The organism is Thermorhabdus hydrogeniformans, from assembly GCF_049310025.1.
Classification (GTDB): Bacteria; Bacillota; Thermosediminibacteria; order Thermosediminibacterales; family Tepidanaerobacteraceae; genus JBJYKD01.
On record NZ_JBJYKD010000029.1, the window covers coordinates 25,505 to 37,472 of the forward strand.

The 11,968-nt window shown below is 48.0% G+C and carries 12 protein-coding genes; all 12 read left to right on the forward strand.

Annotation, left to right across the window (positions count from 1 at the left end; genetic code table 11):
- The first annotated feature begins 5 nt into the window (after positions 1–5).
- From remA to pknB, 12 genes are read left to right on the forward strand one after another with little or no spacing between them, the layout of a single operon-like run.
- Positions 6–287 carry an extracellular matrix/biofilm regulator RemA gene (gene remA, locus ACKX14_RS12750; protein ID WP_422448229.1) on the forward strand — a complete coding sequence of 94 codons (282 nt, stop codon included), beginning with the start codon at positions 6–8 and terminating at the stop codon, positions 285–287.
- Positions 288–299: 12 nt separating this feature from the next.
- On the forward strand, positions 300–920 hold the full coding sequence (gene gmk / locus ACKX14_RS12755) for a guanylate kinase (RefSeq protein WP_422448231.1): 621 nt from the start codon (positions 300–302) through the stop codon (positions 918–920).
- The gene (gene rpoZ / locus ACKX14_RS12760; protein WP_422448233.1) at positions 917–1,123 is read left to right on the forward strand and encodes a DNA-directed RNA polymerase subunit omega; all 207 of its coding nucleotides are present in this window, start codon (positions 917–919) and stop codon (positions 1,121–1,123) included. Before gmk ends, rpoZ begins: the two co-directional genes overlap by 4 nt.
- 12 nt (positions 1,124–1,135) lie before the next feature.
- On the forward strand, positions 1,136–2,332 hold the full coding sequence (gene coaBC / locus ACKX14_RS12765) for a bifunctional phosphopantothenoylcysteine decarboxylase/phosphopantothenate--cysteine ligase CoaBC (protein WP_422448235.1): 1,197 nt from the start codon (positions 1,136–1,138) through the stop codon (positions 2,330–2,332).
- Positions 2,333–2,368: 36 nt separating this feature from the next.
- On the forward strand, positions 2,369–4,570 hold the full coding sequence (gene priA, locus ACKX14_RS12770) for a replication restart helicase PriA (protein WP_422448237.1): 2,202 nt from the start codon (positions 2,369–2,371) through the stop codon (positions 4,568–4,570).
- A gap of 36 nt (positions 4,571–4,606) precedes the next feature.
- Entirely contained in the window at positions 4,607–5,071 is a 465-nt protein-coding gene (def, locus tag ACKX14_RS12775) for a peptide deformylase (protein WP_422448239.1), read from the forward strand.
- A gap of 3 nt (positions 5,072–5,074) precedes the next feature.
- A complete protein-coding gene (fmt, locus tag ACKX14_RS12780; protein WP_422448241.1) occupies positions 5,075–6,013 on the forward strand; it encodes a methionyl-tRNA formyltransferase in 939 nt (312 codons plus the stop codon).
- Positions 6,006–6,782, forward strand: coding sequence for a DUF116 domain-containing protein (locus tag ACKX14_RS12785; RefSeq protein ID WP_422448243.1), 777 nt, complete (start codon positions 6,006–6,008; stop codon positions 6,780–6,782). Before fmt ends, ACKX14_RS12785 begins: the two co-directional genes overlap by 8 nt.
- Before the next feature lie 28 nt (positions 6,783–6,810).
- The gene (rsmB, locus tag ACKX14_RS12790; protein WP_422448245.1) at positions 6,811–8,157 is read left to right on the forward strand and encodes a 16S rRNA (cytosine(967)-C(5))-methyltransferase RsmB; all 1,347 of its coding nucleotides are present in this window, start codon (positions 6,811–6,813) and stop codon (positions 8,155–8,157) included.
- A gap of 8 nt (positions 8,158–8,165) precedes the next feature.
- Positions 8,166–9,200 carry a dual-specificity RNA methyltransferase RlmN gene (gene rlmN / locus ACKX14_RS12795; protein ID WP_422448251.1) on the forward strand — a complete coding sequence of 345 codons (1,035 nt, stop codon included), beginning with the start codon at positions 8,166–8,168 and terminating at the stop codon, positions 9,198–9,200.
- A 4-nt stretch (positions 9,201–9,204) separates the two neighbouring features.
- Positions 9,205–9,939, forward strand: coding sequence for a Stp1/IreP family PP2C-type Ser/Thr phosphatase (locus ACKX14_RS12800; RefSeq protein WP_422448247.1), 735 nt, complete (start codon positions 9,205–9,207; stop codon positions 9,937–9,939).
- 18 nt (positions 9,940–9,957) lie between these two features.
- Entirely contained in the window at positions 9,958–11,823 is a 1,866-nt protein-coding gene (gene pknB / locus ACKX14_RS12805) for a Stk1 family PASTA domain-containing Ser/Thr kinase (protein ID WP_422448249.1), read from the forward strand.
- Positions 11,824–11,968 lie beyond the last annotated feature (145 nt).

Genomic DNA, 11,968 nt, shown 5'->3' on the forward strand with positions numbered 1-11,968 from the left:
ATAGTGTGGAAATAAAACTTGTAAATATAGGTTTTGGCAATATTGTTTCGGCCAATCGCATAATAGCTATCGTAAGCCCCGAGTCGGCCCCGATAAAAAGAATAATTCAGGAGGCCAGGGATCGGGGGATGCTGATCGACGCCACCTACGGCCGGAGGACAAGAGCGGTCATTATAACCGATAGCGACCATGTAATTCTTTCGGCGGTTCAACCGGAGACAGTAGCCCATCGCCTGAATGAAAGCGACAAGGAGATGGAAGCCGAAGAAGAGCTCGAAGAGGTTTGAGGGGATATTTTTATGAAGCAAAAAGGGATGCTGATAGTTATTTCGGGCCCTTCCGGTGCGGGAAAAGGTACCCTGTGCACTCTGTTGCTGGACAAAATGGAGAACCTGTGTCTTTCTGTGTCTGTTACCACCAGACCGCCCAGGCCTGGAGAGAAACACGGAGTTAATTATTTTTTTACCGACGTTAAAGATTTTGAAGAAAAAATAAAACAGAATGAATTCCTTGAATGGGCAAAGGTCTATAATAATTACTATGGTACACCGCGAGCTTTTGTGGAAAAGCAGCTTCAGGAAGGCAGAGATGTCATACTGGAGATAGACATCCAGGGTGCTTCTCAGGTCAAAAAAAACTGCCCCGAAGGTGTTTTTATATTCATTCTACCTCCGGATTTAGAAGAATTGAAAAAGCGCATAGAAAAACGAGGCAGCGAAACCCGTGAATCCCTTGACCTGAGAGTAAAAAGCGCCAGGGAGGAATTGAAAGCGGCCGCTTTTTACGATTACGTGGTGGTTAACGATGACCTGGACAAGGCCGTTTTCAAACTGCAATCCATAATTACGGCCGAAAGGTGCCGTGTAGTCAGAAATTATTATCTTCTTCAGGTTATCAACGGGAGGAAGGAAATGCCATGATGTACCCGTCAATAGATTCACTTACCAGCAAATACGACAGCAAGTATACCATTGCCGTGGCCGCTGCAAAGAGGGCACGGCAACTGGTGGAAGGCGAGCCCAAACTGGTGGATGTGAAAACTACAAAACCGGTTTCCATCGCGCTTTTTGAACTTGATGCCGGCAAAATAAAGGTAGAAAGTCCCAAATCAGGCATCAAATGACGGAGGGTTTCCATGTTAAACGACAAATTCATAACCATGGGAGTTACCGGCAGCATAGCGGCCTATAAAGCCGTGGAACTGGTCAGGCTTTTGAAAAAAAAGGGTGCGGATGTTCAGGTCATAATGACAAAATCCGCATGCGAATTCATAAAACCTTTAACATTTCAGGTGGTTTCCCGGAACCCCGTAATTACGGATATGTTTGAAAAACCTTACTACTGGGAGGTAGAACATGTGGCCCTGGCGGACAAGGCGGACTTATTTCTTGTAGCCCCCGCTACGGCCAACATCATAGCCAAGATAGCCGCCGGCATCGCCGACGATATGCTTTCCAGCACCATTCTGGCAACCAGGGCAAAGGTTTTGATCGTCCCTGCCATGAATGTCCACATGTACGAAAATCCCGTGACTCAAAAAAACATTTCTTATTTAAGAAGTTTGGGATTTGAAATAATGGAACCCGCCGAAGGCGCCCTGGCGTGCGGTTATGCGGGGAAGGGGAGATTTCCGGAGCCGGGGGAAATACTGAAAAGAATTGAAGCCCTTATGGGAAAACGCCGCGACTTTCATAATAAAAAAATCCTTGTAACGGCTGGGCCCACCCGGGAGCCCATAGACCCTGTGCGATATATATCCAACCGCTCTTCAGGAAAAATGGGTTACGCCCTGGCCGAAGCGGCGGTTCTTCGTGGAGGAAATGTGGTACTCGTTTCGGGGCCGACAAACCTCGAGCCGCCAGCGGGCCTTTATAAATTTATACCTGTTGAGACGGCTCGGGAGATGCAAAAGGCTGTACTTGAAAATTTCAGCTGGGCCGATGTGATTATAAAAGCCGCGGCGGTGGCAGACTACAGGCCCAAAAATTACTCCACCGAAAAAATAAAAAAGCGGGACGGCGAAACGAATCTGGAACTCGTAAAAAATCCGGATATTCTTCAGGAGCTTGGAGAAAAAAAGACAACACAGGTCTTAATAGGGTTTGCGGCGGAGACCGAAGACTTGGAGGAAAATGCAGTCAAAAAATTAAATAACAAGAAACTGGATTTTATCGTTGTCAATGATGTTACCCAGGAAGGGGCAGGGTTTGGCTCTGATACCAACATTGTAAAAATAATACACAGAGACGGCCGGGTGGAAGCGTTCCCCAGAATGTCAAAAAAGGATGTGGCGGATATTATTCTTGACAGGGCGTTATGCTATATGTCTTAAAGCCGGTAATTTGAAGGGCTTTTTATTTTTGGGGGGATGGCATTGGAAGCTGTAGCCGAAGTTGCCGTTGACGTAAAACATCCCAGCGCAAAAAAGGAATACTTTTACACCATTCCCGACGAACTGGTGCCGGCGGTGGGGGCGGGAGATCTGGTTTTGGTTCCCTTCAACAATACAAAGGTCAACGGCGTGGTAATGCGGGTTCTCGATCCCGGGGAATATTCGGGAGAGTACAGGCTTAAGAATGTTATAAAAAAGGAACAGGTCTCCCTCCCGCCGGAAATGGTCGACCTCTCAAGGTCACTGGCGAGGTATTATGGGGCTGCGCCCATCGACTTTCTAAAACTTATGCTACCTCCACCGATAGGGGTAAAACAGGAAGCGGTCTACAGAGCAGTGGTCGAAAAGTGCGTTCTGCCGGATAGGGCGGTAAACCAGAAAAAGATCTTTGATTTACTCGCCGCTTTCGGACCGCTTACCGCCCGCGAAATATGCGCCAGAATTGACATGCCGCTTTCGTCGATTCAGGGCGCCCTATCGGGCCTGGTTAAAAAGGGCATGGTAGTTAGAGAATACAGGGTTGTAAGGCGGAAGCCCGAAACCGTGCCGGATGCTGGTCTAAGCAGGCCGCTCAACCTTACAGCCGAACAGGCAGCCGCCGTGGATCAGATTTGCCGCAATATGGACGGCGAAAAGAAAACTGTTCTTTTATACGGAGTCACCGGCAGCGGAAAAACTGAAGTGTACATAAGGGCAATTGAAAAAGCGCTTCACACGGGCAAAAAGGCCATGCTCCTGGTGCCTGAAATTTCTCTTACACCCCAGATGCTGACCGTCTTTCAGGCCCGTTTTCCTCAAAAAGTGGCAGTCATACATAGCAGGCTTTCCCAGGGGGAAAGGTTCGACGAATGGCACAGGATTTACAACAGAGAAGCGGACATCGTGATAGGCGCCAGGTCCGCGGTATTTGCGCCCGTTCGAGACCTCGGTTTAATAATAATTGACGAAGAGCACGAATCCTCTTATAAACAGATGGAGCATCCTTTTTATGATGCCAGGGTGGTGGCAAGGATAAGAGCGCAAAGGGAAGGCGCAATGTTGATGATGGGAAGTGCCACGCCGTCGGTGGAATCGTACTACAAAGCCCTCAGGGGAGATTATCTTCTGGTTAAACTTACCAAAAGAGTGTCGGGAAGGCCTTTGCCGTCTCTCGAAATCATAGATATGAAAGAGGAATTAAAGTCCGGGAATCGGCATATTTTCAGCAGAAGACTCTTTGCAGGCATGAAGGAAGCCATAGTACGGGGCTGCCAGGTTATACTTTTTCTCAACCGCCGGGGTCATTCCACTTTTGTAATCTGCAGGGATTGCGGTTTTGTATTAAAATGCCCCCACTGTGACATTTCCCTTACCTACCATTTTGAAGACAGGAGCGGAAAATGCCATTATTGCGGATTTCAAATAAAAGCGCCAGATATGTGTCCGGTTTGCGGTGGTCGGAACATAAGATACTTCGGAGCGGGAACGGAAAAAGTGGAACAGGAGGTCAACCGTTTATTCCCCGGTATTAAGACCATTCGCATCGATGCCGATTCTACATCGCGCAAGGGGTCGCTGGAACAAATGCTTTCATGTTTTAGAAGGGGGAAAGCCCAGGTCTTGATAGGGACCCAGGCTGTTGCCAAGGGCCTGGATTTTCCAAAGGTGGCCCTTGTCGGGGTAATAAGCGCGGACACCTCCCTTAACATGCCGGACTTCAGGGCTGGAGAAAGGACTTTCCAGCTCATAACACAGGTGGCGGGGAGAGCCGGGAGAGGCCAGTTCCCCGGCAGGGTATATGTTCAAACTTACTGTCCCGAGTCTTTTGCAATAAATGCCGCCTGCAGGAACGATTTCACCGGTTTTTACATGAAAGAATTAGAAAACAGGCGGCAGCATAACTACCCCCCTTTTTGTCACCTTTTAAACATTATATTTTCAGGTCCGCGGGAAGAAGTGATAAAAGCCGAAGCTTTTAGCATGAAACAATTTTTTATGTCAAAGGGTTTTGACGGTGTAGAGATTTACGGCCCCGCACCGGCGCCAAGATTGAGAATTAAAGATAATTATCGGTATCACATTTTACTTAAGAGCCGGGAAGAAGAAACATTAATACAGGTAGAAGATTTTTTAAAATCCCTTAAGAAAAATTCCAAGATCAATGTGGCATGGGATATGGACCCCCAGGACTTGCTGTAAATTTAACGGGTTCTTGCAAAAAGGAGAGAAGGTTTAATGGCCATCAGGAATATTCGTAAATATGGCGATGATATTTTAAGGAAAAAAGCTAAAAATGTGCGCGTTTTCAATAACAGTTTGTCGGAGCTTCTCACCGATATGGCTGAGACCATGAAAGCTGCCAACGGGGTAGGCCTGGCGGCGCCTCAGGTGGGTATATTAAAGAGAGCGGTAGTTATAGACGTCGGCGAGGGACTTATCGAACTTGTAAACCCCAGAATAGTTCACCAGGAAGGCGAAGCAGTAGAGGTAGAGGGGTGCCTAAGTATACCAGGAGTTTTGGGGGAAGTGGCCAGACCTCAAAAGGTGAAAGTCAAAGCTGTGGACAGAGAAGGCAACCCCATAGAGATAGAAGGGGAAGGTCTTCTGGCGCGGGCGCTGTGTCACGAAATAGACCATCTCGACGGCGTGCTGTTTATAGACAAAGTGATAAAATTTGTAAATTCTGATGACGAGGGATAAAACATGAAGCTGGTTTTTATGGGAACTCCCGAATTTGCCGTTCCTTCTCTGGATGCGCTGTTAAAAGAAGGCCATGAAGTTGCGGCGGTGGTCACGCAGCCCGACAGGCCCGTGGGGCGAAAAAGGGTCGTTACGCCGCCGCCCGTTAAGCTCGCGGCGATGAAGAACGATCTTCGGGTTTTGCAGCCTCAAAAGGTGAAGGACGGGGATTTTATCCGCGTCCTTTCGGAAATAAAGCCGGATTTGATTGTAGTCGTGGCCTTTGGGCAGATCCTTCCCAGAACGGTTCTGGACATCCCGCTTCTCGGATGTATTAACGTTCACGCCTCTCTGTTGCCCAGGTACCGCGGGGCGGCGCCGGTTCAGTGGGCCATAATAAACGGTGAGAGGGTAACCGGTGTTACCACCATGTGGATGGATGAGGGACTTGACACAGGTGATATGTTTTTACAGCAAACGGTGGAGATAAAGGATGAATGGACGGCTTCGGACCTTTCCAGGGAGCTTTCACTTGTGGGCGCCGGTTTATTGATAGAGACGCTCCGCAGATTGGAATCCGGCCAGCAATTGCGCATCCCCCAGGACCACAACCGGGCCACATATGCCCCGATGCTCAAAAAGGAAGACGGCAAAATTGACTGGAGTAAAAAGGCCTTTGAAATACGCAACCTCATCCGGGGCCTTCATCCGTGGCCGGGTGCGTACACCTTTAGCCGGGGCCAGGAAATAAAGATATGGGTTGCGGAAACTTACCCCTCCGGAAAAAAACAGGCCCCGGGGAGGTTCATGGGCGTGGTGAAGGGCCGGGGATTTCTTGTGGGCACCGGTGAGGGGTGTTTGCTTGTAAAAGAGCTGCAGGAGGCCGGGAAGAAAAAAATGGGGGCCCTGGAGTATCTGGCAGGGCACAGCCTGCGTGAGGGAGATTTTTTTGCGGATGTTTAATCAGAGAGAGGAAACGGTAAAAATAAAGAAAAGGATTTTCATCGGGTTGCTGGCTGCAAGCATTATTTTGATATTCGGGATGGTTGTGGCCGGGATCTTTATATATTTTAACAAATTCGGCAACTGGTACCGTTATATTCTGCTCTTTATCATCGGCCTGCTGAGCATATTTATCTTTATCGTAAGCATCGGCCTGGCTGGAGTGGTCATGACACTCTGGCATGTAAAGACGTTTTTCGGCCTTCAAAACCTGATGACCTCCTCAATAAATATCCTGTTCCCCATAGCCCTGGCCCTTGGAAGACTGCTGCACATTCCAAAAGACGTTATTAAGAGTTCTTATATAGAGGTAAACAACAAACTCATCCAGAGCAGGAATTTTAAAGTGGATCCGGGGAATATACTGATTCTGGCGCCCCATTGCCTCCAAAAGTGGGATTGCCCGTATAAGGTGACCAGTGATGTTTCAAATTGCCGCCACTGCGGGAGATGCGACATAGACAGATTGTTTAAGCTCAGCAGAGACCGGGGTGTAAATCTTGCGGTTGTGACCGGCGGGACCCTGGCCAGGAAAATGGTTTACGAATATAAACCCAAAGCTATTGTGGCGATAGCCTGTGAAAGAGACCTTACCGAAGGCATTATGGATACAAGCCCTTTGCCGGTTATCGGTATATTGAACGTGAGGCCCGAAGGCCCCTGCAAAAACACCGGAGTTGATGTAAATAAAGTGGCTGAAGCCGTTGACTTTTTCCTAAACCGAAAATAACACAAGAGGGGAAGGAGCATTATAGCAATTGGCAAATCCAAGGGAATTGGCTCTTAAAATACTTATAAAATCCCAGGATGGGATGTACAGCAACCTGGCTTTGAACCGGTTTTTAACACCCGAAATTTCCGCAAAGGACAGGGCTTTTGTGACCGAACTGGTTTACGGTGTGGTAAAATACAGGTTGCGGCTGGATTATATAATATCTCAATTTTCAAAAATAACTCCTTCCAGGATGGACCCGAACATACTCCACATCCTCAGACTGGGCGTGTACCAGATGATATTTTTGGACAGAGTTCCGGATTTTGCGGCCGTTAACGAATCGGTGGAAATGGCAAAGAAGCTCGAGGGCAAGGGGGCGGCAAATTTTGTAAATGCCGTTTTAAGGAATATAGCCAGGCGAAGCCGTGAAATACTTTACCCGAACCGGGAGAAAGAACCAGAAAAATATCTTTCGGTATTTTATTCCTTCCCCATGTGGATGGTGAAAAGGTGGGTGAAATTGTTCGGTGTGGATTTTACCGAGGAACTGTGCGGGGCCTTCAATGAAAGGCCAAAAACATGCATCCGGGTTAATACTTTGAAAATAGAAAGGGAAGAACTGGAGTCGAGATTTCTGGATGAAGGAGTCAATTTCCAGCGGGGTTTTTACCTGGATGAGGCTCTTTATTTAATCGATTCACCACCGCTGGCACGGCTCAAAAGCTTTAAAGAGGGTTTTTTCCAGCCTCAGGATGAAAGTTCCATGATAGCATCAATAGCCCTGGGAGCCAAAAGCGGCGAGTCGGTCCTGGATGTGGCTGCGGCCCCCGGCGGTAAGACAACTCACCTGGCTCAGATGATGAAAAATGCGGGAAGCATAACCGCCTGGGATATTCATCCGCACAGGGTGGAACTGGTAAAGGAGGCGTGCAGGCGCCTTGGCGTAACCATAGTGGATGTGGAAATAAAAGACGCTCGAATACCCGACGAAAAAATGTTTTACCGATTTGACAGGGTGCTGATAGACGCTCCCTGCTCAGGGTTGGGGGTTATAAGAAGAAAGCCCGACATAAAGTGGTCCAAGAACCCCGAAGACCTTGCCGCATTGAAAACAGAGCAGGCCAATATACTGCGGATCTGTTCAAAGTATGTAAAGCCGGGCGGAATTTTGCTTTACAGCACCTGCAGCATAGAGCCGGAAGAAAATCAGGAAGTGGTTGAGGCGTTTTTGAGAGAAAACGGTGATTTCGTTTTCGACGATTTAAGGCCCTGCTTGCCCGAGAAATTAAGGGCGGCCGTCGACAAACATGTAGGTTGTCTTCAGCTTTACCCGCATATTCACAAGGTTGACGGCTTTTTTATTGCACGATTAAGGAGATTAAAAGCCTGAGGAGATAAATTATGAAAAAGAAAAATCTCAAAGGTTTGACTTTGGAAGAATTGCAGGATTTTGTCGAGGAGCTGGGCGAGCCCTCTTACCGGGCAAAACAGATTTTCAGGTGGATCTATAAAGGCCAAACGGAGTTCGACTACATGACCGATTTACCCAAAACCTTAATTCAAAAATTGAAGACAAACGCCTGTGTAAGTACTATAGATATATATAAGAAATATGAATCCAATATAGACAAGACCGTGAAGTATGTCTTTTTGCTGGAGGACGGCAACATGGTGGAAGGCGTAAAGCTGGAGTATTCTTTTGGGTTAAGCGCCTGTATTTCAAGCCAGGTGGGCTGCCCTATGGGTTGCGCTTTCTGCGCCTCCGCCATCGGAGGGCTGATAAGAAATCTTACTTGCGGGGAGATGTGCGACGAGGTGCTGGCCATACAAAAGGACACCGGGCAAAAGGTCAGCAGGGTTGTAGTGATGGGAAGCGGAGAACCGCTGTTGAATTATCCGGAGCTCATCAGGTTTTTGAGATTGCTAAATTCGCCGCTGGCTTTTAACATAAGTTACAGGCGCATCACCGTATCCACCTGCGGCATAGTACCGGGAATCAAGAAGCTGGCCGAAGAGGGGATTCCTGTAACCCTTGCCGTTTCTCTTCATGCCCCCGAAGACGCTCTGCGAAATCAATTAATGCCGGTAAACCGCCGTTACCCAATTTTACAATTGTTAGATGCGTGTAAATATTATATAATAAAGACGAAACGGCGAATCACCTTCGAGTACGCCCTCATCGCCGGCGTAAATGATTCCGTGGAATGCGCTGAAAAACTGGCCTTTCTGCTCCGGGGGATGCTGTGTCATGTGAATTTAATCCCCCTGAACCCGGTAAAGGAGAGGTATTTTGAGAGGAGCGGGTCGGAGCAAGTCCGCCTGTTTGAAAGGATTTTGACGGAAAACGGTATTTCCGCTACAATTAGAAGGGAAATGGGCGCCGATATCGAAGCCGCCTGCGGGCAGTTACGGCGGAGCCTTTTGAAGAGGTGAAAAAATGATTGGCTGTATAAAGACCGATGTAGGCAGAGTGAGGATGAATAATGAAGATGCTTTTTACGTTCCCCCGTCGAACGCAGGCCATCCCCAGCTGTACATAGTCGCGGATGGAATGGGTGGTCATCGGGGAGGGGAAATTGCGAGCCGGATGGCGGTTGATGTGGTTTCGACTCACATAAACGCTCATTTCTCGCCGAATCTTGACGGCCAGCAAATAAAATCTATTATCAAAGATGCTCTAAATAAAGCAAACAAACGGATATTAAGCTCAGCCCTTGAAAATCGCGAGTGGGCCGGGATGGGCACAACGGTGACGCTGGCACTCTTCCTGAGCGATAAATTGTATATAGGTCATGTGGGAGACAGCAGGGCTTACAGGATTAGGGCCGGCCGCATTGAACTGCTGACCAGGGATCACTCGCTGGTATGGCAGTTGATGGAGGAAGGCAAACTCACCTTTGAAGAGGCAAAAATACATCCGTTGAAAAATATAATAACAAAAGCTTTGGGCACCGAAGAATTGCTGGAGCCGGATATTCTGGAGTTCGATTTAAAGAAGAACGACATCATCCTGCTGTGCAGCGACGGCCTTACAAATATGCTTGACGATGAAAATATTAAGACAATTGCATCCGGGGCAAATCCGGAAGTGGCCGCAAGCATGTTAATTGAAAGAGCGAATTCATTGGGCGGGATTGACAACATAACGGTGGGCATAATTATAGCCGATTAACGTGGAGATGAGCAGTATATGATAGGAAAAATTTTAGGAAACAGGTATACAATCTTGGAAGAGATCGGCGGCGGGGGCATGGCTGTTGTGTACAAAGCCCGCTGCAATTTACTGAATAGAGTTGTAGCCATCAAGGTGCTGCGTTCCGAATTCTCGGGCGACGAGGAGTTTGTCAGGAGGTTTAGAAGGGAAGCCCAGGCGGCAGCAAGCTTGTCGCATCCGAATATTGTAAGCATTTACGATGTGGGGCAGGAAGACGGAAGTTACTACATCGTAATGGAATATGTGGAAGGGAAGACGTTGAAGGATTTGATAAGGCAGGAGGCCCCCATGCCTCCGGTGGAAGTTGTCGAAATTGGAAGGCAGATATGCGACGCTCTTGAATGCGCCCATAAAAATAAAATCATTCACCGGGACATTAAATCCCACAACATCATCATCACTCCGGAAGGGCGCGTAAAGGTTACCGATTTCGGCATAGCACGGGCCGTGACGGGTACTACCATTACCCACACGGGCGATGTCTTCGGTTCTGTTCATTACTTTTCTCCCGAGCAGGCGAGAGGAGATGTGGTGGATGAACGTTCGGATATTTATTCGGTTGGCATCATACTATATGAAGCTTTAACAGGCCGATTACCTTTCGACGGCCAGACTCCGGTGGCTGTAGCGTTAAAGCACATACAGGAAAGCCCCGAACCCATATCCGGTATGATACGGAATTTCCCCGGGGCCCTGGAAGCTATTGTAACAAAGTGCCTTGCCAAATCGCCTGATGAAAGGTTCCAGAGTGCGGGAGAGCTGAAGATGGCATTGACAAGAGCGTCTTCAGACCCCGAAGTGATGGGTTTCAAATCCTCTGAACTCGAGCGGACCCTTGTCTTAAACAAGGATTCACTGAAGGCGCCGCAGAGAAATTCGATTTCGGGACCGCCGGGCAAAAAAAAGCGGGGGATTTTACGGAGCGTGGCTGCGGGTGTTTTGCTTGTGATGCTGTTTGGTGTTTTTTCATATTTCGGAGCGGCTTTGGCGCGCAGATATTTCGAAGTGCCCGAAGTGATAGTACCTAATGTCATAGGGCTTTCGGAAGAAGATGCAGCGCAAAAACTTCGGGAAAGTAATTTGAAATACGTCGTGGCCGACCGCATTTATGATAGTGCACCGGCGGGCCAGGTGATAGACCAGGATCCAAAAGGCGGTGAGAAAGTAAAAATAAACCATCCCCCTATTAACCTGGTGGTGAGCAAGGGACCGAAGACGCGTCAGGTGCCCAAGATTGTGGGTTTATCCGAAGCCGACGGGATAACGGCGATCACCCAGGGAAATTTTAAGGTAGGGACCATTTCCAGAGAGTATTCAGATGAATACCCCGAAGGGATCATAATGGATCAGAATCCCAGGGAAGGTCTTATTCTATCAGAAGGAACCAGTATTAATTTCACGGTTAGTTTGGGTCCGGAAGTCAAGCAAACCAATGTACCCATACTCATCGGCAAGACATATGATGAGGCCAGATCCATCCTGGCGGAGCAGAAGATGAAAGTGGGAAATGTGGTTAAAAAATCCAGCGATGTTCCCGAAAATACTGTAATAGAGCAGAACCCCAGGCCGGGAGAAGCTATAGGCCCGGATGGCACCGTGGACCTGGTGATAAGCAGCGGTCCTCCTAAAGTAAAGAGTTTTAATCTCGAGCTCAAGCTGCCTTCGGAACCACCGGAATTTACCATCAAAGCGGAAGTGTCCGATGATCTGGGACAGCGCGTGGTGTACAACAAAAAACACACCCCCCAGGACAGTCCGCTAATCATACCGATAGAGGGAGCCGGGGTCATCCACGTGAAAGTATGGCTTGACGATATTTTAATATACGATAACACGCACTGAATAAATACGGAGAGCTTATGAAAGAAAGTTTATAGATTTTGTATAAGAAGTCGGTTGGCGATTTAATATTGATTCCAGTGTAAAAACTCCCCCTTTTCCCCAATCCATATTTAACCAAATACGGCTTGAAAAATAAAAACTAACG

Excerpts from the sequence above, each read along its gene's own strand:
- gmk (WP_422448231.1), top strand. The coding sequence starts at position 300 with ATGAAGCAAAAAGGGATGCTGATAGTTATTTCGGGCCCTTCCGGTGCG.
- rpoZ (WP_422448233.1), top strand. The coding sequence starts at position 917 with ATGATGTACCCGTCAATAGATTCACTTACCAGCAAATACGACAGCAAG.
- coaBC (WP_422448235.1), top strand. The coding sequence starts at position 1,136 with ATGTTAAACGACAAATTCATAACCATGGGAGTTACCGGCAGCATAGCG.
- priA (WP_422448237.1), top strand. The coding sequence starts at position 2,369 with ATGGCATTGGAAGCTGTAGCCGAAGTTGCCGTTGACGTAAAACATCCC.
- def (WP_422448239.1), top strand. The coding sequence starts at position 4,607 with ATGGCCATCAGGAATATTCGTAAATATGGCGATGATATTTTAAGGAAA.
- fmt (WP_422448241.1), top strand. The coding sequence starts at position 5,075 with ATGAAGCTGGTTTTTATGGGAACTCCCGAATTTGCCGTTCCTTCTCTG.
- ACKX14_RS12785 (WP_422448243.1), top strand. The coding sequence starts at position 6,006 with ATGTTTAATCAGAGAGAGGAAACGGTAAAAATAAAGAAAAGGATTTTC.
- ACKX14_RS12800 (WP_422448247.1), top strand. The coding sequence starts at position 9,205 with ATGATTGGCTGTATAAAGACCGATGTAGGCAGAGTGAGGATGAATAAT.
- pknB (WP_422448249.1), top strand. The coding sequence starts at position 9,958 with ATGATAGGAAAAATTTTAGGAAACAGGTATACAATCTTGGAAGAGATC.